Annotated in this window: 19 protein-coding genes; 4 read left to right on the top strand and 15 right to left on the bottom strand. The window is 35.2% G+C overall.

Annotation, left to right across the window (positions count from 1 at the left end; translation table 11 throughout):
* Positions 1-36 precede the first annotated feature (36 nt).
* From ABH959_RS04285 to ABH959_RS04250, 8 genes are all read right to left on the bottom strand, one after another.
* The gene (locus ABH959_RS04285) at positions 37-1,479 is read right to left on the bottom strand and encodes an MDR family MFS transporter (RefSeq protein ID WP_113937831.1); all 1,443 of its coding nucleotides are present in this window, start codon (positions 1,477-1,479) and stop codon (positions 37-39) included.
* Complete coding sequence (locus ABH959_RS04280; RefSeq protein ID WP_002136206.1) at positions 1,479-1,703, bottom strand: MbtH family protein; 225 nt, start codon at positions 1,701-1,703, stop codon at positions 1,479-1,481. The genes ABH959_RS04285 and ABH959_RS04280 overlap by 1 nt, the downstream gene beginning before the upstream one ends.
* Positions 1,700-8,860: an amino acid adenylation domain-containing protein gene (locus ABH959_RS04275; protein WP_404492308.1), complete on the bottom strand. Its 7,161-nt coding sequence runs from the start codon at positions 8,858-8,860 to the stop codon at positions 1,700-1,702. Before ABH959_RS04275 ends, ABH959_RS04280 begins: the two co-directional genes overlap by 4 nt.
* A 33-nt stretch (positions 8,861-8,893) precedes the next feature.
* Positions 8,894-9,787, bottom strand: coding sequence for an isochorismatase family protein (locus ABH959_RS04270; RefSeq protein ID WP_113937829.1), 894 nt, complete (start codon positions 9,785-9,787; stop codon positions 8,894-8,896).
* 32 nt (positions 9,788-9,819) lie between these two features.
* Complete coding sequence (locus ABH959_RS04265; RefSeq protein ID WP_219302211.1) at positions 9,820-11,436, bottom strand: (2,3-dihydroxybenzoyl)adenylate synthase; 1,617 nt, start codon at positions 11,434-11,436, stop codon at positions 9,820-9,822.
* Between the two features lie 12 nt (positions 11,437-11,448).
* On the bottom strand, positions 11,449-12,648 hold the full coding sequence (gene dhbC, locus ABH959_RS04260) for an isochorismate synthase DhbC (protein WP_404492307.1): 1,200 nt from the start codon (positions 12,646-12,648) through the stop codon (positions 11,449-11,451).
* A gap of 26 nt (positions 12,649-12,674) precedes the next feature.
* Entirely contained in the window at positions 12,675-13,460 is a 786-nt protein-coding gene (gene dhbA / locus ABH959_RS04255) for a 2,3-dihydro-2,3-dihydroxybenzoate dehydrogenase (RefSeq protein ID WP_113937826.1), read from the bottom strand.
* A gap of 629 nt (positions 13,461-14,089) precedes the next feature.
* Positions 14,090-15,292: an L-lactate MFS transporter gene (locus ABH959_RS04250; RefSeq protein WP_113937825.1), complete on the bottom strand. Its 1,203-nt coding sequence runs from the start codon at positions 15,290-15,292 to the stop codon at positions 14,090-14,092.
* Positions 15,293-15,986: 694 nt separating this feature from the next.
* Here ABH959_RS04250 and ABH959_RS04245 point away from each other — a divergent pair.
* Positions 15,987-16,172, top strand: a complete 186-nt coding sequence (locus tag ABH959_RS04245) for a YkvS family protein (protein WP_002012762.1) — start codon at positions 15,987-15,989, stop codon at positions 16,170-16,172.
* A gap of 58 nt (positions 16,173-16,230) precedes the next feature.
* Here ABH959_RS04245 and ABH959_RS04240 read toward each other — a convergent pair whose 3' ends face one another.
* Positions 16,231-16,530: an ArsR/SmtB family transcription factor gene (locus ABH959_RS04240; protein WP_097832019.1), complete on the bottom strand. Its 300-nt coding sequence runs from the start codon at positions 16,528-16,530 to the stop codon at positions 16,231-16,233.
* 335 nt (positions 16,531-16,865) lie between these two features.
* Here ABH959_RS04240 and ABH959_RS04235 point away from each other — a divergent pair, with 335 nt between their 5' ends.
* Positions 16,866-17,039: a hypothetical protein gene (locus ABH959_RS04235; RefSeq protein WP_001142748.1), complete on the top strand. Its 174-nt coding sequence runs from the start codon at positions 16,866-16,868 to the stop codon at positions 17,037-17,039.
* A gap of 123 nt (positions 17,040-17,162) precedes the next feature.
* Here ABH959_RS04235 and ABH959_RS04230 read toward each other — a convergent pair whose 3' ends face one another.
* The 4 genes from ABH959_RS04230 to ABH959_RS04215 form a co-directional block, all read right to left on the bottom strand.
* Complete coding sequence (locus ABH959_RS04230; RefSeq protein ID WP_404492306.1) at positions 17,163-20,252, bottom strand: AAA family ATPase; 3,090 nt, start codon at positions 20,250-20,252, stop codon at positions 17,163-17,165.
* The gene (locus ABH959_RS04225; protein ID WP_002012752.1) at positions 20,249-21,406 is read right to left on the bottom strand and encodes an exonuclease SbcCD subunit D; all 1,158 of its coding nucleotides are present in this window, start codon (positions 21,404-21,406) and stop codon (positions 20,249-20,251) included. The genes ABH959_RS04230 and ABH959_RS04225 overlap by 4 nt, the downstream gene beginning before the upstream one ends.
* Before the next feature lie 15 nt (positions 21,407-21,421).
* Positions 21,422-21,661, bottom strand: a complete 240-nt coding sequence (locus tag ABH959_RS04220) for a DUF2584 family protein (RefSeq protein WP_002085739.1) — start codon at positions 21,659-21,661, stop codon at positions 21,422-21,424.
* Between the two features lie 185 nt (positions 21,662-21,846).
* Positions 21,847-22,104 carry a hypothetical protein gene (locus ABH959_RS04215; protein ID WP_001119412.1) on the bottom strand — a complete coding sequence of 86 codons (258 nt, stop codon included), beginning with the start codon at positions 22,102-22,104 and terminating at the stop codon, positions 21,847-21,849.
* 356 nt (positions 22,105-22,460) lie between these two features.
* Between ABH959_RS04215 and ABH959_RS04210 the strand changes: the two genes are divergently transcribed.
* Both ABH959_RS04210 and ABH959_RS04205 read left to right on the top strand, forming a co-directional pair.
* Complete coding sequence (locus ABH959_RS04210) at positions 22,461-23,513, top strand: enoyl-CoA hydratase/isomerase family protein (protein ID WP_002065275.1); 1,053 nt, start codon at positions 22,461-22,463, stop codon at positions 23,511-23,513.
* A gap of 159 nt (positions 23,514-23,672) precedes the next feature.
* The gene (locus tag ABH959_RS04205) at positions 23,673-24,302 is read left to right on the top strand and encodes a LysE family translocator (RefSeq protein ID WP_181777947.1); all 630 of its coding nucleotides are present in this window, start codon (positions 23,673-23,675) and stop codon (positions 24,300-24,302) included.
* Positions 24,303-24,408: 106 nt separating this feature from the next.
* Here the strand turns inward: ABH959_RS04205 and ABH959_RS04200 are convergent, their stop codons facing one another.
* Together ABH959_RS04200 and ABH959_RS04195 are read right to left on the bottom strand one after the other, a co-directional pair.
* Positions 24,409-25,869 (bottom strand): CoA-acylating methylmalonate-semialdehyde dehydrogenase, encoded by a 1,461-nt coding sequence (locus ABH959_RS04200; protein ID WP_113937822.1) that lies wholly within the window; start codon positions 25,867-25,869, stop codon positions 24,409-24,411.
* 39 nt (positions 25,870-25,908) lie between these two features.
* Entirely contained in the window at positions 25,909-26,799 is an 891-nt protein-coding gene (locus tag ABH959_RS04195; RefSeq protein ID WP_002031851.1) for an NAD(P)-dependent oxidoreductase, read from the bottom strand.
* Between the last annotated feature and the right edge of the window lie 3 nt (positions 26,800-26,802).

Raw genomic sequence — 26,802 nt, 5'->3', positions numbered from 1 at the left:
TCACTTTATTTTAAAAGAGTATTAGCATGCTACAACTCATTCATTTACAACTTCTTTCTCTTTTTGTAATACAGATAACGGCTTTTTATTCTTCTTTGACATTACCTCTTTATCGGAAATACGTAAAGAAAATAGTAATGCTATGAGTAAAAATATTGCTGATCCAATTAATGCAGCTTGATATGGTAAGAAATCTGACTGTGCATTATTCTGTACGCTATTACTTCCAAAACCAGATAGTATACTAGCTAAAATAGCAACTCCTATTGCAGATCCTAATCGGTTTTGCACATTGAATATAGTAGTTGCTCTCCCCATAGAAGGTGGTGCAATATTGTTAAAAGCAGAAAATTGAACCGCACCGACAGATTGACCTAAGAAAATACCAATGCCAAACAATAGTGCCCGAATTTGCCATGGATTCGTATCATGATTTACAAAACTTAATAAAATAAAGATAACCGCCGTACTTACTAATCCAATAGAGATTACCTTTCGAGCTCCTAATTTCTTATATGACCATGGCACAATCTGTGAAGAAATCATTAATCCAATCGCCTCTGGGAATGTCGTAAGACCGGATTCCAGCGCGGAAACTCCTATTACATTTTGATACATAAGCGGAAAAATAAATAACATTCCTAGTAAACCAGCTGATGAAAACAACGAAATAAGACTCATTTTTCTAAAGACCGGTTCTTTTAATAAGCGTAAATCTAACATCGGTTGCTTCACTTTCAGTTCTACAATAATAAACAATGTAATGAGCACAATCCCAGCTATCCCAGTACTTATTATTTCTGGAGAAACCCAACCTTTTGACGGGCCTTGACTGAGTGCATAGATGAGCATCGCAAAACCTGGTGCTGAAAGAACAAAACCGAGAGAATCAAAACGACCAGCCGATTTTTCAATATGCTCTGCTAAAAATAGAAGTCCAAAGAGCAACGCAATGATACCAAACGGCAGATTAATATAAAATGCCCAGCGCCAAGACATTTGATCTACAAAGAAACCACCAATAATTGGTCCGATCGCTGGTGCTACAGCAATTGGAAGTACAATAAATCGAGAAATTTTTGGTCTTTCCTCTGGTGAAAATGTTCGGAATAACATCGCCATCCCGACTGGTGTTAAAAGCCCGCCACCAGCACCTTGAATGATACGAAAAATGTTTAATGAAGTAATATCATTCGCAATTCCACATAATGCAGATGCAATTGTAAAAACGAAAAGGGCAGTTAAAAATACTTTTTTCGTACCAAAACGATCGCCTAACCAACCAGAAATCGGAAGAAAAACAGCTAAGCTAACTAAATACCCAACATTTACTGTCCCCATTGCAGATGGGGGTACTTGTAGTTCTTTACTTATCGTTTGCAGTGCTACATTCACAATCGTTGCATCCATCGCAGCCATAAACATCGCTGTTATATAAACGATGCTTACAACTACTTTTGGATTTATTTTTACTTTCATTATTGTTTTCCTACTAATATTTTTTCGCTAATTTGATTTTTTTTTGGCTCTAAATCATTCCAGTTAACTTCAACGTAGTCTAAGCAAACTTGTCTGCTAGCTTCTTCATGTACGACATTCCATCCAATTGGTACATCGAGAAAGGCAGGCCAGAGAGAATACTGGCCCTCCTCATTCATTAATACTTTATATGTGTAATTATCATTTTCAAATGGATTCGTCATACTTTACTTACCCCTTTCTTATTCTGCAAATATTTCGCTAGCACTTGTCCAATTTCTGTAAGTGGACCTGGCTGACATAAATCTTTATGTCTACAATCAATGTCATGCTGCACGATTTCCCCGTCTAAATAATTTAGCCACGTATTTGGAGAAATAGGGTCAAACCAGTCTGGTATAACAGTAGATCTAAAGAATAAAATATCCCCGTTATAAACTTTTGGCACATATTTCCCTAACAACCCTACTGAATTCACATATGTCTCTTTCAAGTTTAAAATAGTCTCTTCCTCAAGACTTGCTAATGCACTTCCATCTTTGCGAAGTATTGCAACCGCACTTTCCATAGTAAGTGGTTTACCATCCATGTTATCTGGATCATATCCACCTAAAGCAAGTAATGCGATTAACGCTTCTTCTTCAGTAGGTGCTTCCGTATTCGGTAAGAAGTGACCAGGATACGAATCCAGCATAACGAGTAATTCTACTTCTTCCCCTTCATTTTGAAGTTGCGCCGCCATAGCATGAACAACATTTCCTCCAAGCGACCATCCGAGTAAACGATATGGTCCGTGAGGCTGTATTTCACGAACGTGTTTTAAATAATCCGCCGCCATCTCCTCTAAGCTTTTTGGAAGTTCTTCATTTTCAGCGATACCACGTGCTTGTACACCATAGATTGGATAATCTGTTCCTAAAGATTTCATAAGTCCTGCATAGCACCAACTTAATCCACCTGCTGGATGTACACAAAATAGTGGTAATTGATCTCCGCTTGCTCGTAATGGAAGCAACACATCAAGTGCACTTTGACCATTCCCCATTTCAAGTCTTTCAGCAAGACCTGCAACAGTAGGTGCTGCAAATAAAGTTCCGATATTCAGTTCAACCCCAAGTGCCTCTTTAATACGGCTCATCAGCTGCACTGCAAGAAGTGAATGACCACCAAGATCAAAGAATCCGTCATCAATTCCAATTTGAGACACACTTAAAACTTCTGTAAACAAGTCGCATAACATTTCTTCTTGCGGTGTTCTCGGTCCGCGGCTAGAAGATGATGCAATAAATTCTGGAGCTGGCAATGCCTTTCTATCTAATTTACCGTTTGGAGTTAAAGGTAACTCATTTACTACTACAAAAGCGTACGGAACCATGTAATCTGGTAAACTACCTCCTGCATGCTGACGCATTTCATTCGTATTAATCGTTTCATTATTTGATGCGACGATATAAGAAACTAATCGTTTATCCCCTGGTTGATCTTCCCGTACAATAACTGCTACTTGTTCAACTTTAGGATGTTTCATTATTACCGCTTCTATTTCCCCTAATTCAATTCGGAATCCACGAATTTTAATTTGATGATCTGCACGTCCTATATAATCTAACGTCCCATCTTGACGCCAGCGCGCTAGGTCCCCTGTACGATACATTCTTGTACCTGGCTTCCCAAATGGATCTGCGATAAAACGTTCAGCAGTTAATCCTGCTCTTCCTAAATATCCACGAGCCAGTCCTGCACCTGCAACATACATTTCTCCAACTACTCCAGGTGGCATCGGTTGTAAATAGTTATCTAGTACGTATACTTTAAGATCCGGTATACTGCACCCGATTAAACTATTTGCTCGTAAAGAGACGATGCTCTCATCTAATTCAATATAACTAACATGTACCGTCGTCTCCGTTATACCGTACATATTAATAAGCTTCGGTGAGTTATGAGGATGACGACTATACCAATCTTCTAATCGACTTAGTTCAAGTGCTTCTCCTCCAAACACAACATATCGTAAAGATAATTTCTGACCAATCTCTTCATTTTCACGATCGGCTTGCATCAATTGATAGAACGCTGATGGAGTTTGGTTTAAAACAGTCACCTTTTCCTTAACAAGCAGTTGTAAAAATTCTTTCGGCGAGCGACTTACAGTATGTGGTACTACGACTAGACGCCCTCCATATAATAAAGGTCCCCAAATTTCCCAAACTGAGAAATCAAAAGCGTATGAATGGAACATCGTCCACACATCGTCTGCGTCAAATTGGAACCAATGATCAGTTGCTCCTAAAAGTCTTACTACATTTTGATGAGGTATCATAACGCCTTTCGGTCTACCTGTTGAGCCTGACGTATAAATAACATAAGCAATATGTGAAGGAGATAACGGCTTAATGCGCTCCATTTCATCAATATTATCTTCACTATATTTCTCAATTTCTTCTATTACTTTCACATCATCAACTAAAATCTGTAGTGCCTCATCACATTCAACTTCCACATCTGAATTTGTTAAAACACATGATGGTTTCGCATCGCGTAGCATAAATGAAATACGATCTGACGGATAATCCGGATCTAACGGAAGGTATCCCGCACCAGCTTTAAGAACAGCTAGTAAGCTTACAACCATGTTTAAAGATCTCGGCATCGCTAAAGCAACGAGTTGATCAGGACCGATTCCTTTCGCTATTAACAAACGAGCTATTTTATTCGCTTTTCTATTTAACTCTTCATAAGTTAGCTTTTCATCTTCAAAGACGACAGCAATAGAATTTTGATTTACATGAGCCTGCTTTTCAAATAATTGTGGCAATGTCATTTCAGGTACAATTTGAAAACCACCATTCCACTTTTCTAAAACTGTATTTCGCTCTGATAAAGTTAATATTTCTAATCTACCAATTGATTGATCCGGATGTTTCTCTGCATCATCTAATAATAGAATGAATCGTTCTATTAGTTTTTGAACCGTTTCACGTTTATATAAATCGGTACTAAACTCTAACAATCCGTGTAAGCCATTTGGCGTACCATCAGCTCCATTACTTTCACTAATCTCAAATGTTAAATCAAATTTTGCAGAACCAACACTTTGAATTTCAAGGCTCGCTTCTAAATCCGGTACATCAAACGTTGCTTCTGGCGTATTTTGGAAAGCTAACATAACTTGAAACAGCGGATGACTATTTCGAGTTCGTACTGGGTTTAACACTTCAACAAGTCGTTCAAATGGAACATCTTGATTTTCATAAGCTGCAAGGTTTACCTGCTTCACTCTATCCAATAATTCTTTAAAGCTTGGATCTCCTGATGTATTTGTACGTAACACTAATGTATTTACAAATAAACCGACTATATCCGAGAGTACATCGTCGTTTCTTCCAGCAATCGGGCTACCTAATGGTATATCAGTTCCAGCACCTAATCTTGTAAATAGTGCACTAAGTCCCGCTTGCAACACCATAAACAAACTAACTCCATTTTTACGACCAAGCTCCACTAACCTACTATGCATACCTTCATCTAAATGAAAATGAATTGTTTCCCCGCGATAACTAGTTTCAATTGGGCGCTGGTAATCTGTAGGTAACTCCATTTGATCTGGTAAACCTTTTAACTCTTCTTTCCAAAAATCTAATTGTGTTGAAATAATACTGTCTGGTTTTGTTTCATCACCTAATAGCTGTTGTTGCCAGAGTGAATAATCTGCGTATTGAACTGGAAGGGTTTCTAGTTGAACACTATCACCTTGACATCGTGCTTTATAAGCCGCTGTAAAGTCTCTCATTAACGGTTGTAATGACCAGCCATCTCCTACAATATGATGTAAAAGAATTAGTAATACATGCTCATTTTCACTCGCTTTAAAAAGTTGTAAACGAACTGCTGGCTCAACATCAAGGTTAAAGCTATATTTTACCGCCTCTGAAAGTACACTTTCTAATTCATCTTTACATGTATTTGTTATAATCATTTTTAAATTCAATTTATCCATTTCTAGAATTCTTTGATATGAACTGCCAAGTGAATTCGGGAAAATCGTTCTAAGTGTTTCGTGTTTCTCAACTACATCATAAAAGGCACCTTGCAGTGCTTCCTCATTCAATTTTCCAGACATACGAATGACTAACGGAATATTATAAGTAGGACTTGGACCTTCTAAACAATTTAAGAACCATAACCTGCGCTGTGCAAATGAAAGTGGAACTTCATTTGGTCTACTTACTTTCTTAATAGCTGGTCTTGCGCTTTTTGCACGATCTAATTGTTTCGCTAATTCAGCAACAGTTGGTGATTCAAATAGCTTTCCGATCCCTAATTCTACACTTAACGTTTCACGAATTCTTGCCATTAAACGAGATGCAAGAAGCGAATGGCCACCCATTTCAAAGAAATTATCATCTATACTAATTCGCGAAACACCAAGTACTTCTGCAAATAAATCACATAGTATTTCTTCTTTCGGATTTCTAGCAACTCTCTCATTGTTCATTCCATTAAAATCAGGAGCAGGTAATTTCTTTCTATCAACCTTACCATTTGGTGTTAATGGTAATTCTTCTAGCACAACAAATGCTGATGGTACCATATAATTCGCTAAACTTTCTGAAACATAAGAGCGAATTTCTGAAAGATGTATCGTTTCCTTCTCTTCGGCAACGATATACGCAATGATTCGTTTATCATTTGGACGATCTTCTCGTACCATTACTACTGCTTGTTGTATATTTTCATGTTGTTGTAAAACCGTTTCAATTTCAGCTAATTCAATCCGGAAACCACGAATTTTAATTTGATGATCTGCACGACTAATGTACTCTAGCACACCATCGTTACGCCATTTCACAAAATCACCGGTGCGATACATACGTGCTCCTGGTTCTCCATAAGGATTTGCAACAAACCGTTCAGCCGTTAACGCTGGTTTTCCTAAATATCCGTTCGCAAGTCCTTCTCCTGCAATATATAATTCACCGATAACTCCAGGTGGAACAGGCTGTAACCCTGCATCCAAAACGTACACCTCTGTATTCCAAATTGGTCTTCCAATAGGAGGTATACCATTTTCACTGTCATCAATGTTCATGAAAGTAGACCAAATAGTCGTTTCAGTTGGTCCATATAAGTTAGTTATAGAGCAACCTAATTCTTTTAATTTATTTGCTAAATGAGCTGGAAGTGCTTCACCACCAACAAGCACTTTTAGCCCTTGTAGTCTATCTGGATATTCCATTACTAACGCCTGCCAAAGGGTCGGTGTAGCTTGCATAATTGTCGCTCTTTCTTCTAGTAAAAGTGTAGTTAACGCAAAAGGCTCTTGGATTACCTCTTTTTGTGCAATTGTTATACTTGCACCACTAATAAGAGGTAAATAAATTTCTAGAGCAGAAATATCAAACGCAAACGTTGTAACTGCTAATAAATGATCGTTTTCATTTAATGAAAACTTATGTTGCATGGCTAATAAGAAGTTACTTAAACCTTTCATAGGAACAATTACACCTTTTGGATTTCCAGTGGATCCTGAAGTGTAAATTGTATACGCTGGGTTTAAAAGTGATTCATCATTTTTAAATGGTATATTCATATGAGAATATGTTTTTAACACTATTTTCGTTTCTTCGCTATCTAATATGATTTTTTTAATATCATTTTCTATAACTAAAGAGGATGAAACAGATGAATGTGTTATGATATACACCGGTTTTGCATCATTTACTATATAACTAATACGTTCAACTGGGTATTCTGGATCTATCGGTAAATACGCTGCACCCGTCTTTAGAACTGCTAACATACTAACTACCATTTCTATTGATCTTGGAAATACTAAGGCAACAAACTGATTTGGTCGTATTCCTTCTTCTAATAAATAGTGTGCTAGTTCATTCACTCGTTCATTTAGCTCTTTATACGTAAGTTTTATCCCGTTACAAGTAACTGCTATTTTATTTGGATTTTTTTGTACTTGTTTTTCAAATAATATAGGTAGATTAATTAGCTCTTCAGCTTTCTTCGTTTCATTCCATTCCAATAAAACTTTATGATTTTCTTCAGGAAGAGTAATGTTTATTTTTCCAATCGGCTTGTCTTTGTGATAATTATTTATCACTAATTCTAATAGATTCATAAATCTTTCTTTATGCAATGCTAGTTCCGTATCGCTATATACTTCCGGATTCGCATCAAAATGAATCATTAACTCATTTTCATCGAAACGTTTATATACATTTATCGATAAATCATCAACAGGTCCTGCTGATAAATTATGTGTAATACCACGATTTCCAGCAAAGTTAAGCCCGTAATCAAAAGGCATAACATTCACTAACGGCCCAAACAACCTTTGATTTTCACCTAGTAACTTTAAGTCTCTTCTTAATTCCTCATGACGATATTTATGATGACGACGTACGTCTCGAATTTCTTTAGAAACTTGCTGTATTAATTCCGCAAGAGTTATATTTGGAGTTACAGTGAGACGAAGTGGAACTAAATTCATTACCATGCTTGGTGTATGAATAGATACAGAACCAAGACGCCCCATCATCGGTAAACCTAAAACAATATCATTTGCGCCTGTTAATTTATGCATGTAAATACTTGTTACGGCTACAACAAATTCGGGCCAACTCGTTAACGAAATATTAATATCTTCTAGTAAAGTTTTCGTACTAGCATTTGATAGATAAGCAGTTTCTCGTAAAAATCCATTTGATGTTCTCGGCGCTCGTTCTGCTAAACTTATAACTTCCGGTTCATCTGCAAACTTTTCTAGCCAAAAAGTACGATCTTCCTGAAATTGTTTAGATTCACGATACTCATTATCTTCTTGTACAATTTTTGCAAGAAAACCAAATGGCTTTTCATTCTTGTTTGTTTCTTCTATAAGTGATGTATACTCATTCGCTACCTTTTGGCTAAGAAGTGAAAATCCATAGCCATCCATCACAATGTGATGGATGCGCTGATACCAAAAGAAACGATTATTTTCAACTTGAATAAGTACTTCAGTAAATAATTTATCCTCTGTTAAATCCACGGGCATAGATAGATCATTTTTCATCCATACTTTAGCAGCTTCTTCAGGATTTTCCTCTTTACGAACGTCAATAAAATGCATATGAAACTTTGACGATTCCTCAATAACTTGCCATGGGCCAATTTCATCCTCTTCGAAACGAACATGAAGTGCTTCTGCTTCTTTTACCACTTTACGTACAGCTAACTCGAAAATTTCTTGATTAATATTTCCGTTTATTTCTATATATTCCCCAGTATTATAAATCGGATTAAGCGGATCTAATTGCTGCGCAAACCACATACCAAACTGCGCAGATGATAACGAATGACGAATCTTTTGACTGTTAGGCATTCTTTACTACCCCTTTATTATGTAGTCTATTTGTTACAGCACTTGTGCTGCTTGTGAAGATAGTAAACGGTACCAATCATCAACAGTTGGACGTTCTGCTAAATCTGCAAAAGTGATTTCTTTCCCTTCGCGACGCCATTTCTCTACTAAACTCATAATTCTGACCGAATCAAGTCCTCTATTTAATAAGTCTTCATCAACTTCAATACTCTCTACTGGCTCACGGAGTAGTTGTGCAACTAGTTCATGTACTTCCTGTAAAGTGATTCCTTCACTGTCATCGCCTTTTACACTTTGTAAATCTTTTAATAGTAAGTTTGTTGATGTCGTTACTGCACATCTATTAGATGCATACTCCAATGCTTGTTTATGATGCTCTAGTGAAAAATCAGCAACTGCATCTGCTACAAAAAATGGCTGGATACCATCCATAAAAGCTTCACAAGCTGTTAAAAGGCAGCCAATATGCGCATAAATACCGCAAATAATAAGTTGATCTCTTCCCTGTGCATTTAAAATTTCTAATAGATTCGTCTTTTTAAATGCACTATATCTCCATTTTGTTAGGAATATATCATCCTCATCTGGAGTAAGTTCATCGACAATTTTCTTTTTATCTGGCCCAGCAGGAATACCGTCACCCCAAAAGTCTTGTAATAACCCTCGTTGTTCCAACGTTTGTCCACCAGGTTGTGCTGTATAAACAACTGGTATACCTAGTTCCTTACATCTTTCTCTTATCACCTTAATATTTGAAATTAGTTCTACTTTTGGCGATTCTGTATCGCTATATGCATCAAGAAAGTATTCTTGCATGTCATGGATTAGAAGAACCGCACGTTTCGGATTTGGCGTCCAATTCACTTTATTTTTTGGTAGTTCTGATTCAATTGGCATTTTATATACTGAAATAGATGGGATAGCCATCTAATCACTTCCTTCCAAATTTTAATAGTTTTTTATCGTTTTACTGTAATAAGTTTTTCAGCAATGGCTTTACGTAATTCTTTTTTGCTTACTTTTCCAACACCTGTTTGCGGGAATGATTCAATAAATTCAATTCGATCTGGAATCTTATAAGCCGCTATACCACGTGCTCTTAAAAACGTTTTTAATTCACTTACAGTTGGAGATTGTCCGCGAGCTATAACAAAAGCGCAAGTACGTTCTCCTAAATAATCGTCAGGCATAGATACAATTGCTACATCATGTACTGCATCATGCGCTAATAGATGATTTTCAACCTCTTCCGCAGCAACCTTCTCACCGCCACGATTAATTTGATCTTTATCTCTGCCTTCTACAATGATGTAACCTTGTTCATTTACTTTCACAAGATCTCCTGTACGATAAAATCCATCCTTTGTAAATGATCTTGCATTATGCTCTTCCGCTTTATAATAGCCACGAATTGTATATGGCCCTCTTGTTAATAAACTTCCTACTTCACCGGGCTTTACATCGTTATCATTTTCATCAACAACCCTTACTTCATCGAATGTAGACATCGGTCTACCTTGTGTATGAATAATGATTTCTTCAGGATCATTTAATCTTGTGTAATTTACTAACCCTTCTGCCATACCGAACACTTGCTGTAACGTACATCCAAATGTAGGGCGTATACGCTTCGCAACTTCGGCACTAAATTTCGCACCGCCTACTTGAATAACTTGCAAGCTCGATAAATCGTCGTTACGAGAAGATACCGCATCAAGCCAAATCATTGCTAATGGTGGAACGAGCGCTGTAATCGTAACTTTTTCTTTTTCTATAAGAGCAAATGACTCATCTGGACTACCTCCAGTTGCCAATACTACTTTTCCAGCCGCATAGAAAGTTCCAAATGTTCCTGGAGAACTCATCGGGTAATTGTGTGCTACTGGAAGAACTGCCATATAGACGCTTTCTGCATTTAAATTACAAATGTCAGCGCTAATACGTAAACTATAAATATAGTCATCATGTGTTCTAGGAATTAATTTAGAAAGTCCTGTCGTCCCTCCTGATAATTGGAGAAACGCAACATCACTTGGCTGAACTTCTGGTAACGGAACGGGATTCATGTAAAGTTCATTTATACTCACAAACTCTTCCTCTTCCCCTACTACGATTACATGTTGTAAAGTAGGCACTTTTTCTTTTACTTCTCTTGCTAGTTTTCGGTAATCAAAGCCGAGAGCCTTGTCTGAAATAACGTAAGCACTCGCCTCACCAAACTCACAAAAATAACTAATTTCACTGCTTCGATGTGAAGGTAGTGCAAAAACAGGAAGCGCTCCAATTCGAAATAGTGCAAAGCATATTTCGAAAAACTCTATAATATTAGGTAACTGGATTACAACTCGATTCTCTTTCTTTATTCCTAAATTCAGTAAACCTGAAGCTAAGCGATCTACCTGTTTATCAAGTTCACTATAGGTTATTTGTGAATTACCACTTACAATCGCAATTTGATCTCCATGTTTTTCAGCGCGTTCTTTTAACATCGAACCAAATGTTTCTCCAAGCCAACACCCTTCTTCTCGATAGCGATTGGCAAATTCTTTTGGCCATTCCGTATAACCTATTAACATTCTTTCTTCCCCCTATTTTTCATTCAGCGAATTATCTCTTAACCCTAAAGCCTTCAACATTGTTTGGAACTTAGCTGATGTTTCTGCTAACTCATCTTCTGGCTTTGATTCAGCAACAACTCCAGCACCTGCATATAAGCGAAGTGTATTCTCTTGCACTTCAGCACAACGAATTGTAACAATCCATTCGCCATCTCCATTTAGATCGCTCCACCCTAACATTCCTGTAAAGAATTCACGGTCAAATGGCTCAATTTTTTGAATAGCCTCTCTTGCTTCTTCCATTGGAGTTCCGCAAACTGCTGGCGTAGGATGAAGAGCAATTGCTAATTGTAAAGAAGAAGTATTTGGATCCTTAAGTTCACCTTTCACTTCTGTAGACAAATGCCACATTGCTTCACTATGAATAACTGATGGTTTTTCTGGCACATGCAATGTATGACAGTACGGACGAAGCGCAGCAGCAACCGCTTCAACTACTACCGCATGTTCATGTAAATCTTTTGGAGAAGAAAGTAATTCTCCTGCTCTTCTTTTATCTTCTACTGGATCCTCACTTCGTGGTCTTGAGCCAGCCAACGGATTTGAAATTACTTGCATACCACTACGTGAAACAAGCAATTCAGGGCTTGCTCCAATTAACGTCTTATTGTTCTCGTTTTCATCTTTCGGTAAATTCACAGCAAATGTATAACCGTGCTTATTATGCTCTGCTAATTCGCGAAGTAGTTTTTGTTGATCAATTTTCTCGGAAAACTTAACATCCAACGATCTAGATAGAACGATTTTCCTTAAATCTCCATCCTGAATTTTTGCTATTCCTTGCTTCACACCATCCATATAAACTTCAGGAGCTGGAACCGGTGTCATTTCAAATGTTAGTTTCTCATTTCGTTTTATCTCATTTGTTGTCTCTAACTGTAAACGCTCAGTAATTCTACTATGTTCTGATACGATAAGTTGAACTTCTTTTCTACGATCAAAAGGCAAAGCACCAACAACGATAGGATTCGGATTTCCAGCTTGTTTTGCATTACTTAATACCGCTTGTACAAGTTCTGGAAAGCTTTCAATTTCACGATGTTTTACTGTAGTAAACTCTCCTTCTGCTAATATTGTTCGAGTTGGTGAAGTGAAAAAGAATGAAGATTCTGTCTTATAATCTTCTAAAAGTTCTTCTGACAGTTCCTTTACGGCTGTAAGTTCATTCATAGTATAATAACCTCCTGAATTTTTTATTAAGCTCCTAATGTAGCTCCGCCATCGACACATAAATTGTGCATTGTAATATGACTTGCTTTATCAGAAGCTAAAAACAATACTGCTTCAGCAATTTCTGAAGGTTGTGCAATTTTTTGTAACGGAATACCGAGTCTATATGTATTTTGAGAACCAGCAATTATATTTTCAGCTCCATTCTCATCAGCCCATAGTAATCTTTGCATTTCAGTTTCAGTAGAACCAGGAGAAACTAAGTTGCAGCGAATATTGTATGCTGCAAGCTCTAATCCTAAACACTTCATAAACATTGTCGTTGCGGCTTTTGATGCAGCGTACGCAGCCATTTCCATTCTCGGAGTATTTGCCGCATTTGAACCAACTGTAACAATTGCCCCTGACTTTCTTTGCATCATATGTTTACTTACTGCTCGAGACATATAGAAAACTCCTGTAGAATTTACAGAGAAGGTTTTATTCCAATCTTCATCACTTAAAGAGTGAATTGGTCCCATACGTAATACCCCTGCAACATTTATTAATATATCTATTGGTGCTATATCATTTTCAATACCGTTTACCATATCTTCAACAGCGGTACTATCACTCACATCTAAATGAAATGTTTTCATACGTGTTTCATTAAATTCATTTTCATTTAAGAGTACGTTTAACCCCTCTTCATTTTGATCAACCGCAATAACTGTAGCTCCTCTTTCTAAAAACATTTTGGCAACAACACTGCCTATACCTTGAGCTGCACCTGTTACTAAAACCGTTTTTCCATCAAATTCCCCTAAGTTCATTTCCTCTATCCTTTCATTTGAAAATTAATCTAATTAAACAAATAGCTATATTGATAACGATTATCACTATCAATGTAAAAAATAATACACTTACTAAACTAATTGGTCAAGTGTACTTTTCATCAAAATATTATTCATTGATAATGTTTTTCATTTAATATTCTTACATCGAAATGATAATCTTTCTCAATAAACTTGTCAACCTATTTTTATTTTTCAGATAAATTTTTTTAGTACTTCTCAATACAATTACATCTAAAAGCATTAATAAGTACTTACATTAAAAAATTTAATTCGTACTCCTCTTTTTAAAATTGAAGAAGATAAACTGTAGATACCTTCATTTACAAAGCCTTACCAAAAACTCAAGTATATATTTTCTCAACATTTTTCTGAAAATATCGAGAAAGTATATCTTGCAATTACCGATGCATGTCGTGTTTATAATTTAAGATTTAATAAGTATTTCGAATATAATATATCAATTTATGATATTCCAATATAATCCAAACGGATACTTTACTCATTTTTTTGCCTCTAGAAAATTCCACATGTTGTAATTCATAAAAAAGCACCCTATTAAATAGGGTGCTTTTTAGTAAACATAGTGTTAAAGAAGATTTATATACTTACGCTACACTGCGATACTCTTCTTCTTTTTCTTTTTTCTGCTTAGGCACTTGGATTAAAAGTGCGATAATAAATGATACGACACATAATACGCCGATCACCATAAAAGTTGGTTTGAATCCACCTAGAACTGCACCGATAAAGGAACCAGCGAGCGCTCCAAATCCAAATCCTTGATACACAATTCCGTAGTTTTTACTATGGTTTTTCATACCGTAGAAATCACCAACGATAGCTGGGAAAATAGTGATATTTCCACCAAAGCAAAACGCTACACTTGCTACACATACGAAGTAGATACCATAATTTAAATCTACGAAACTTAAAACCAAGACTGAAGCTGCCATAGCAACAAATGTACCAGTAACGATTTTTAAACGACCGATTTTATCTGATAACGGTCCTAAAATAATACGACCTAATGTATTGAAGATTGCAACCATAGCCACCGCATTAGCTGCTGTCGCTGCGCTAAGCCCTACAAGTTGAACACCAATGTCTTTTACCATACCAATTAAGTATAAGCCACTCATACATGATGTAAATAACATAATAAATAATAAGTATACTTGTTTTGTGCCTAACATTTCTTTCGTTGTATATTCCTGAGTTTTTGTTTCATGAACTGCTCCTTGATCTGCAGCTTGATGGATTAAACAAGCGCCAAGGACAATCATAGCTGTAACAATTAAACCCCAGTATATAAACGCTTGTGATACACCAACTGATTCAATTAACTGTGCGTTAATATATTTAAAAATTAAGCTACCCGAACCATATGCAGAGACAGAAATACCAGCAATTAAACCTTTACGCTTTGGAAACCACTTTATTAAATTGGATAATGAAGTGATATATGCTGTACCATCTGCATAACCTACAACAACTCCTGCTAGTACATAAAGCAATATTAATGAGGAAGCTTGTGAACTAAGTATTAATCCTAGTCCTAATGCTAGTCCAGCTATCATAATAAGTTTTCGAAGTCCCCACTTTTCTTGCAATTTACTCGCAAATAAAGTTGAAAACGCTAAGGAAAGACTAGTAATTGAGAAAGTTATAGCAACAGCGTTTAGACTCCAACCATATTTACTAACTAAAGGCTGATTGAATAAACTCCATGTATATATCGTCCCAAGTCCCATTTGTACTATGACTGTGCCAAGGACAACAAGCCATGGATTAACATTTGATTTTTTCATATCATTCCGCCTCCTCTTTCTATTTCAATGCTATTCGCTAAATATGCTTTTTTTATTTTTATTTTCGCCACCTCATTCGACTTAACAACTTCATTGTATAGGATGTTTTCGCTCATGTAAGCACTTACAAGACGGAGCGTCAAAAATATGGAATCAGTTACAGAAAACGAAGGGTGAAATACAAAAAACTACTTGTTAAATACGTAGTAGTTTTTATAATGTTTTACATCAATACGACTTATGTGTGTTTTCATATCCTCTTTTATACAAAGTTATGCGCCCTGTTACACCATGGCTGGACTTCAAAATTTTGATTATCCTATACAAACAAAAAAACACCATATTCTTTTTAACTCTCCAGCTTTATAACATGTTGCGTCTATATTTCTTAATACAAATCATTTAATAGTCTTGTAATCTGGCTTCTCGTTACAATGCTTGTAATCAAAAATCCCACCACTTCCACTTCCGTATATCTTGTTTTTCTAACGGAACATACAAAATTACAACGTTTTTTTACAATTTTCTACATAAAAACAGAAAATATATAATTCATTTACATAATGTTGCACTTTAATTTTTATTAAACAACAAATATTTTATTGATAAATAAAACTAAACATTCACTAATATATCTATACGTGGTTTAATATATATAATAAACAAACATTTCTGACTTTTATAAGGAGGTACTATGAAAGCAAACGTAGGCGATACTATACTATTTCAACGAAATAACTTAAAGATCACAGCATCTGTACTAAAACTATACACTGAATCGGTCTTAGTTGAAGTTACAGATGTAAGCGGTGGTACTTTTGAATTTGACCGAACAATTGTAAATCATAAAAACTATAAAATTTTAAATGCAAATAAATAAAACAATACAAAATAGCCCCTGCTTAACAGCGGAGGCTATTTTGTATAATAACAATTCATTAATTTATATATCCTAAAACACTAACAATCTTGCTTGCTTTTAAATTATTAATATAATAATAAATTTCTAACCCTCTTCTCTCAGCTCTTAGCACTTTACCTTTCATTTTTGATAAATGCTGCGAAACAGTCGATTGAGGAATATTTAATATTTCTGTTAATTGTGTTACATTACAAGTTTTGCGTGCACTTAATTCATTTACAATTTGTAATCGTATTGGATGTGCCATTATTTTTAAAATATCCACATCTTCTTCAGTTACTAAACTTTTTTTTATCTCGCTCGTATATGTTGTCATAAGACATTCCCCTTTTATTTGAATTCCTTTTTATTAAAATCTGCTTCTAAATAAAATATTATCTCTAATATACAATTAAGACCCTTATATAGAAATAATAGGATTTTGATTATTTAAAAACAGCAATACTATACAATTTCATCTATTTGGTACATATACATAATACAATTTCAATTTGTGCTCTATGTGAAGTTAGCATAAATTTATAATGAAGATTTTTCAAACAATTCACATCTAACTATATACTTCCTCATAATACTATCCAGTGATTTTAACATATTTTAGGCATTTGTATATACTATCTACAAAAGAAATGTTGTTTAGGGGGAATTCAAATGCCAACAATGTTACAAGAAGAAGTTGAAGAAGCGCGCGAAACATATGTCAGTCGTATCATATTGGTCGGCGGATCAGCTTTATTTCTAGTAGGTGGTGTTATATCAGCAATTTCGGCTTTTAAAACTTATAATCGCTTGGAAAATACGCCACCTTCTACAGATAACTCGTAGGTGAATTATGTAGTTTTGAATAAAAAACAAATGCCATCTCTATAATGAGGCGGCATTTGTTTTTTCGTAAGTTCTATACTAGAAAATTGCAAACAATACTTTGAGCATGAATTATAATTGAACTTACTTCACCACAAATCTCGTCTGACTACACCCATCCTTCTGCTTCGTTACTTCTAATACAGCTGGCATTGCGTTTTTCAGTTCTTGAACGTGTGAAATTACACCGATAAATCGGCCTGATTTTTGTAAGTCAATTAAGGCGTCGACTGCTTTCGTTAATGACTCTTCATCTAATGAGCCGAATCCTTCATCGATAAACATTGTTTCGATGGAAATACCACCCTCATACGCTTGAATTACATCTGCCATTCCAAGCGCTAAGCAAAGCGATGCATTAAATTTCTCACCGCCAGATAATGTTTTTACATCGCGTGTTTGGCCAGTGTATGCGTCGTATACATCTAATCCTAATCCACTTTGTCGATTTCTCTTTTCAACTCGTTCGCTTCGTTTTAAATAAAATTGTCCATTTGATAATTTACGTAGTCGTTCGTTCGCAATTTGAACAATTTGTTCTAAATACTCAATTAAGATGTAACGTTCAAAGGATATACGACTATCGTTATCCCCTTTCATTACTTCATATAAATCAACAAGTTCTTGGAATGCTTTTTCTTCCTCATGAATTTGTTCATCAATTCGTTTAATATTTTCATGTAAATCCGTAATATATGATACGGCGTTTTGAGCACGTTGTCGTTTTTCTTTAATAATATCAAGGCTAATTTCCAATTCTTTCACTTGCTCATCTAATGAAGAAATGTCCATATACTCTTTATCTTTTAAGTCTGCTTTTAATTCTTCAATTTGTTTTGTAAGTACTTCTAGAGATGAGTAATAACTTTGGATTTCTTGTTGTAACTTATCCATCTCAGCATCATTTAATTTGGATTCTTTATATGTTAATTGATCTGTAAATCCGCTTTGTTCTAGCTCTTTCATAAAGCGTGTGAACGTCTCTTCTTTCTTCTCTTTTGCACTATTAAATTGATTAGAAGCATTATCATGTTCTGCTTGAATACGTATATTTTCATTTTGCCAATGTTGATACGCCTCTTGTACTTTCTCCCATTCATCTTCCATTAACCTAAGTTCTTGCAGAGCTTGGTCAAACTGTACTTTCCAAGCTTGTACCGTTTGCAAGCTTTCCGGAATATTTTGCTTATCATGTTCATATGACGTACGAAGCTGCATACACTCCATTTCAGTACGGTGCTGCACAGTTTCTACTTCACGCTTTTGTTTCTGGAGTTCTTCTACTTTTTCTTCTACGCTTTTTATATTCACAGCAATTTGCTTACGCGTTTCTTCACTTGCTTTTAACGCATTAACTTCTGCTGCTAATTGCTTTCCTTTTTGAACGAGCGCACTATATGTTTCTACTAATTCTTCTGAGCTATAGCCTCGCTTTAGCACTTCTTCTATCACTTGTTCATATTGAACTCGATAGAAATTCCACTTTTCTTCTAATTGAACATGTAATTTTTCCGCAATATTTTTCTTTTCTCTTAGCTCATTTAACTCTTTTTCATCAATTGCATTACTTTGCTCTGTAGCTTTTTTCGGGTGGTCCATACTACCACATACTGGACAAGATTCACCATCATGTAAATGAAGAGCTAATATACCAGCTTGTTCACTTAACCAGCGGCGTTCCATATTTTCATATGTACTAACTGCCTGTTGCATCTTATGAAACGCACTTTCTTTTTCTAGCTCGTATTTTTGTTTTTCTTGCCATACATCATATGCCTGCTTTAATACTTTTGCATCTTCTCGCATATTCGTTAGTTCTTCTACTTTAGCTACATATTGTTCAAGCGCTGCTTCTAATTGCTGTAATTCGCCAGACATTCTTTGTTTTTCATTTTTATGCGCTTCTAGTTGTTCATCTAACTTTTGCATACCTTCTTTTAATTTTCCTATTTGAATTTCAGCATTTTGCAAATTTAACTTTTTCTCAGCTAATGATGCAATAATTGGCTGTAACTCTTCTAGTCTTTGAACTTGTTTTTTAGCATTTTCTCGCTCGGATGCCTTATTCTTTAATGCTTCATATTTCTCCTGAGCAAGTGCAAAACTGTTCATTATATGCTCTTTTTTTGCGATTATCTGTTTTAACAAACTTTCAGACTGCTGTTCATATTGCATCGCTTCCTCATACCATTGCTCAAATGGTAATAATCGCTTCGCCTGTTCCGCATGTTTAAAAGATTTTTCTTTCATTTCGATTACGGCACGGTTTTCTTGTAAAATACTGTACTTCTCATTCTTTTGTTCTAAATCTTTGAATTTCTCATTTACAGCTTTTGCTGCATGAAAACGTTCCTCTGCTTCTTTTAATTGTTTCGTTTCGTCATTTTGTTCTAAGTGTAATTGCTCAACCTCTGCATTGTACCAAATTGTTTCTTGTTCTAATGCCTCTACTACTTGATGTGTATTTACATGCTCTTGCTCCACTAATGCCTCTAATAATGCTCCATCACGTATTGGTAATTTAAATACATTACGGAAATATAGCTCACGTTCTTTTTGTTTTTCTTGTAAGACGTCTTTCCATTGTTTACGCTTTTGATCTAATATCTCACGCATTAATTTATAACGATCTGTTTTAAAAATACGGCGTAGTATTTCTTCTTTATTTTCCGTTTCAGATGTTAATAATTTTCGGAACTCTCCTTGCGGTAACATGACAATTTGGCTAAATTGATGTTTACTTAACCCAATTAAATCTTCAACTTTTTTATTTACATCCGTTACATGAAAACGATCGACACATGGAACTTTTTCCTCATCAATTACTTCATATAATTCGACTGCATGTCCTGTAATTGTTTTATTTCCTTGTTTTTTATGGCCTAGTTGTCGTTTAATTTCATAACTTTTTCCTTTTAATTGAAAAGTTAATTCCACACTTGTATAAACATCATCATCAGCAAATTGGCTACGAAGCATGTTAGTATCACTGCGCTCTTCTCCACTAGCTTCTCCATATAATACATAACAAATTGCATCAAAAATCGTTGTCTTTCCAGCTCCTGTATTTCCAGAAATAGCGAAAATACGATGCTCACCAAGATCTTTAAAATCGATTATTTCTTTCTGTTTATATGGACCAAACGCGGTCATTATAAGCTGAATCGGTCTCACCCTCGCTCACCTTCCCGTTCTTGCACTGTTTGCAAAACATCTAAAAATAGACGTTCTTTCTCTTCTGATAAATCTAGCCCTTTCATTTCTTTATAAAATGCTTTTAAAAGAGATAAATCATCCGTTTTATGTCTTGAAACAGTTACTTCATTTTCATCTGTGAACTCTCGTCTTTGAATAGATCTTTCAACATGCATTGCATTTGGGTATACAGAACGTATTTTTTCCATTGGCTGCAAGACAGGATTTTCATCTAATAATTTCACAAACACATAATCTTCACTCACTGGATGAAGCAATAAATCGTCTATTTTCGCTTCTACTGTACGCATTTTACGACGTGGTGTAAGTAAACGTTTTTCAATTGTTGTTTCACCTTTTTCATCCAGTTCCACAATATAATATCCTTTTTTATGCTTTTCTTCAGAAATAGAATATGCAAGTGGTGAACCTGAATAACGAATTGTCTCATTACGTACAAAATGCGCTTGATGTAAATGGCCAAGCGCCGTGTAATGAAACTTATCAAAATAATGGCTATTTACATATTCAGCACCACCAATTGAAAGTGGTCGTTCCGCATCACTCGTATTTTCCTCTGCCTCTCCTGAAGAAGTTACAAATGCATGTCCTACAAATATGTGTCTCGCTTCTTTATCCATCGTTTCAGAGAGTTCGTTCATAAAAATACGCATCGCATCATCATGAGAACGAACATCTTCATTTTTCAATATATGTCTAACAATACTTGGATCTGCATACGGAACGAGATGGAAATGAACCTCTCCGTATTCATCATTTAAAACAACAGGATTGTATGGAAACTGGAATTGTCCAACAATATGTAATCCTTGTTTTTTCATTAAATTACTACCAAAATGTATGCGGTCCGGACTATCGTGGTTTCCTGCAACTGCAATTATTGGTGTTTGTAAATCAATAACTATCTTTTGTAATACATCATTTAATAAGTCTACTGCTTCTGTAGGTGGAATTGCTCGGTCATATAAATCTCCTGCAATAATTACAGCATCCGGTTTTTCCTCTTCAACAGCTTGTACAAACTGATCTAACACAATTTTTTGATCTTCAGTCATATATACACCATGAACAAGCTTACCTAAATGCCAATCCGCTGTATGAAAAAACTTCATATTACCCTTCTCCTTTTAGTTTACTGATTGTAGTGAAACAAGCTGATAGTTTAGTGTAGTTTTTCCGTTCTCCCATTCTAACTTTTGGACAATTGCACTACCGATTCTTTCTTCGTTTGATTTATATAAAGGCAATATTTCTTGAATAGTAAATAGATGATAACCATCTAAAATTAATTGAAATAAATTATCTTCTATATGTAATCTTACTTCTTTTTCATTTGAAATAATTTTTGTATGCATCTCAAATTTCATGCTAGATACAACCCCTTTTTTCTAATCTCTACATTTTAATAGTATAGTGGTCATGCAAGATTGACAAGTAAATACACCGCGATGTACATACTTTTTTAATTATAAATATTTTATGTTTTTTTGTATAAAATACGGTATGTGAAATTATCATTTTACAAAAAATAAAAATACCCTTTCAGGCATCCTTATTTTTGTAAGTACTCTTTCATAACGTAGTACAATACAGTTATTAAGACAATCGCTACAAAAAACGCGAATACGGCCACAACATACCCATCTTTATTTAATAAAAAACATATGGAAATAGATATTATAAAAATCGGAAACACGAGACGTACCTTATCTTTCACTTCTTCTGTCGTATCTGTATGATGAAAATACTGTGTAATTCCTACCATAAGAGATGACAAAATAATTACCGACAATAGTAAAGGTCCTGGCATTCCGATCTCTCCTTTCTCTATTTCTAATTATATACAAACCCCTCGCTCTTTAAAAGTTAGATAATTCAGCCTTTTGATCTTTTCTACATCCACTCTTTAATGCATTGTTACGCCACGTATACTAACTCAATTTAAGTTATACATATAATAGCGCCTTCAACACTATGATTTCAAATAATTGCGCTTACAGTAATGTTGTAATATTCCTCTTCATTCTCTGAAATCCTGCAAATATAACTCGTCAAAATATGCGATAAATACTAACATTAAGCACCTAATTTAGACAAAAATTATAGAGGACATTTCAGCATGTATCAAGAAATAAGAATAGAAAGATAAGTAAGGGAGGATTTATAATGACTGAACACGTTTTATTTTCTGTTAGCGAAAACGGCGTTGCATCAATTACTTTAAACCGTCCAAAAGCTCTCAATTCTTTATCCTATGACATGTTACAGCCAATTGGGCAAAAACTTAAAGAATGGGAGCAAGATGAGCGTATTGAACTCATCGTTTTAAAAGGAGCTGGGACGAAAGGTTTTTGTGCAGGCGGTGATATTAAAACGCTATACGAAGCACGTTCTAACGAAGTTGCATTACAACATGCAGAGCAGTTTTTTGAAGAAGAATATGAAATTGATACATTTATTTATCAATACAAAAAACCAATTATCGCTTGTTTAGATGGAATTGTAATGGGCGGTGGTGTCGGTCTGACAAATGGAGCGACGTATCGAATTGTAACAGAGCGTACGAAGTGGGCAATGCCTGAAATGAACATCGGTTTCTTCCCTGATGTCGGTGCTGCTTATTTCTTAAATAAAGCGCCTGGATATACTGGTCGATATGTTGCTTTAACGGCATCTATTTTAAAAGCTCCTGATGTATTATATATTAACGCTGCTGATTACTTTATGACATCAGATTCATTACCAAATTTCCTTACCGCACTTGAAAATGTAAATTGGAAAAAAGAAGATGTACATACTCATTTAAAAGAAGTTATTCGTACATTTGCAACTGCTCCAAACTTAGATGGCAATCTTTCTTCTTCAGTAGAAGAAATTAATTCGCATTTTGCATTCGATACAATTGAGGGAATCATTCAATCGTTAGAGAAAGATCAAAGTCCATTTGCCCAAACAACGAAAGAAAAGCTATTATCCAAATCGCCTGTTTCATTAAAGGTAACATTAAAACAGTTTATTGATGGCCAAGAAAAGTCAGTTGAAGAATGTTTCGCGACAGATCTTATACTCGCTAAAAACTTCATGCGACATGAAGATTTCTTTGAAGGAGTACGCTCCGTTGTAGTTGATAAAGACCAAAATCCAAATTATAAATATAAACAATTAAGTGATGTTTCAGAAGAAGATGTAAATCGATTCTTTAACTTACTTAACGCTTAAACAAAGAGGCCATATATTGTAGCACACTCTCAGCTACTCTATATGGCCTCTTCTTTTTAGTTAAATAATTTTAAATATAATTTAATTTTATTTAACTAAAATGTATGTTAAACTAACGTTAATCGAATTTTCTAAAAACAACAAAGGAAGGCGGATAACATTATGGAAAATTTTTTTCTGTTTATTATTATGTCTATATGTCTTATTATTCTACCCGGTCCTGATACAGCAATGGCTACGAAAAACACATTGATTGCCGGCAAAATCGGCGGCGTAAAAACTGTTTTTGGTACTTGTGTTGCGCTTTTAATTCACACTTTAGCTGCTGTAATTGGTCTTTCAGCACTTATTGTAAAGTCTGCTCTTTTATTTTCTATTTTTAAATATGTTGGTGCTGTATATTTAGTCTATATTGGTATTAAAGCCCTTTTAGCAGTAAGAAACACAGAAGACTTAAATACAGATGACATTCCAATAAATAATGATAAACATACTTCTTGCTTTCGCCAAGGGTTTCTTACAAATTTACTAAACCCTAAGGTTGCAGTCTTCTTTTTAACTTTTTTACCACAGTTTTTAAATCCAAATCATAATACATTTATACAACTTCTCGTTATGGGACTTACTTATCTCATTTTAACAGTCATTTGGTTTGCTTTTTATATATTTTTAATTGATAAAATTAGTGCTTTTATGAAAAAACCGAAGACACAGCGTTATATTCAAGGGATTACAGGAATCGTCTTAATTGGGTTTGGTATTAAATTAGCCTTTGAAAGAAATAGTTAACACAATACAAACGAAAATACACTACTCATAATGAAGTAGTGTATTTTCGTTTGTATTATTTTGATAATGAGTGGGAATGCACCCCACTCATTATCATTTCACTTTATTAAAACCAGCGCTCAGTTACAACTTTTTTACGTGTATAAAATTGAACGCCATCTGTACCATTTGTACCAAGATCTCCAAAGAATGAAGCTTTGTTTCCTGCAAATGCGAAGAATGCCATTGGTGCTGGAACATTAACGTTTACACCAATCATACCAGCATCAATATTGTCTCGGAATGTTTGTGCATGTTTTCCATTTGATGTATAAATAACAGCACCATTCGCAAATTTCGATTGATTTGTCAGCTTAATACCTTCTTCTAAATCTTTTACTCTTACAATACTTAATACCGGAGCGAAAATTTCATCTTGCCAAATTTTCATTTCTTGATTTACACCATCAAAGATTGTTGCACCAACAAAGTAACCTTCTCCAACTTCTTCATTGATTTTACGGCCATCTACTAGTAAAGTTGCTCCATCTGCTACACCACTATTAATATAGCCTAAAACACGTTCTTTATGAGATTCACGGATTAATGGTCCAACATAATTATCTTCGTTGAAACCGTCACCTACTTTTAACTTCTTCGTTTCCGCTACTAATACATCAATGAATTCATCAGCAATTTCATCAACTACTGCTACTACTGAACATGCCATGCAGCGCTCTCCACTACTTGCAAACGCAGACCCAATTACACCTTGTACTGTTTTCTCAAGGTTGCAATCTGGCATTACAATCGCATGGTTTTTCGCACCTGCTAACGCTTGTACACGTTTACCATTTTTTGTACCAGTTTCATATACGTAGCGTGCCACTGGCTCAGAGCCAACAAACGAAACTGCTTGAATATCTTTATTTTCTAAAATACTATTTACAACATCTTTTCCGCCTTGTACTAAATTTAATACCCCTTTTGGAAAACCAGCTTCATAGAATAACTCTACAAGTCGCTCAGCTAAAAGTGGCGTTCTTTCAGATGTTTTTAATACGAATGTATTACCGCAAGCAATTGCAAGTGGAAACATCCATAATGGAATCATCATCGGGAAGTTAAACGGTGTAATACCAGCAACAACTCCGATTGGGTAGCGCCAAATCGATCCATCAATTCCACTAGCAATATTCGGAAGAGCTTGTCCCATCATTAAATTTGGTGCTGATGTTGCAAGTTCTACCGCTTCAATACCACGCTGTACTTCACCAGTTGCATCCGTTAGCGTTTTACCGTTTTCTAGCGTAATGATTTTTGCAAGCTCTTCTTTATTTTCTTGTAACAGTTGTAGATATTTGTATAGTTGTCTTGAACGATTTGGAACTGGCACTTTAGACCATGTTTTGTATGCCGCTTTTGCCGCTTCAACAGCTTTTTCAACATCTTCTTTTGGAGAAAGTGGAACGTAAGCGATGATTTTTCCGGTTGCCGGATTCGGAACCGCTTCTACTTCCGTACCAGTAGATTCTACCCATTCGCCATTAATATGATTTTTCACTCGTTTAATTTCAGTTGTAATCATTATATTCTCTCCTTTTTTATCATGGTTTTTATAAGTGCACTATTTTTGATTAGAAATTAATTGTTCGCTAACTTTCTTATATAAAGCAGCCATATCGTTTTCACCATATCCTGCCTCACTCGCTTCTTCATATACGTTTAATAGCATCTCACTTACTGGTAAGTGAAGTTCACTTTCTTTAGCTAAATCTACTGCAAATCCTAAATCTTTCTTTAATAAATTTACAGTAAAGCCTGGCTCATAATTTTCTGATGCAATGAAACTTTTATAATTACGCTCATAAATTCTACTTTGACCGTAACTTACATTTAAAATATCAAACATTTTATCTAAATCCATATTGTTCTTTTTCGCTAATGTTAAAGCTTCACTCACACCAGCTGTATAAAAACCAATTAATAGATTGTTAATTAATTTAACAGTTGTACCACTATCAATCTGCTCACTAACATGGAAAACATTCGCTCCAAGCACTTCCATGACAGATTCAGTTTTCTCATATACTTCTTTCGATCCACCAACCATAAACGTTAATGTACGGTTTTCTGCACCAATTACCCCACCGCTAACAGGTGCTGCTAAAAAGTCTACTTTCTTTTCCTTCGCCGATTCCTCTAATTGTTTGTTTAATTGTGGAGATACTGTACTTGTATCAATTAAAGCTACATTCGAGTGGCTATTTTCAAATAATCCTTCTTCCCCAAAATATACCGCTTCCACAGCACGCGGTGAAGGCAAACTTGTAAAAATCACATCGCATGTCTCTGCTAGTTTTGAGATTGATAGGCCGATAATTCCTCCTTCTTTTTCAAAGGAAGCTTCCGCCTCTTTATTCAAGTCCACTCCATATACTGTGTAGCTAGATTTAACTAAATTTTTAGACATTGGAAGACCCATGTTACCTAAACCGATAAAACCAATCTTTTTCATATC

Source organism: Bacillus sp. RC51 (assembly GCF_044908115.1).
GTDB lineage: Bacteria > Bacillota > Bacilli > Bacillales > Bacillaceae_G > Bacillus_A > Bacillus_A mycoides.
This window is presented reverse-complemented; position numbering and strand designations above follow the sequence as displayed.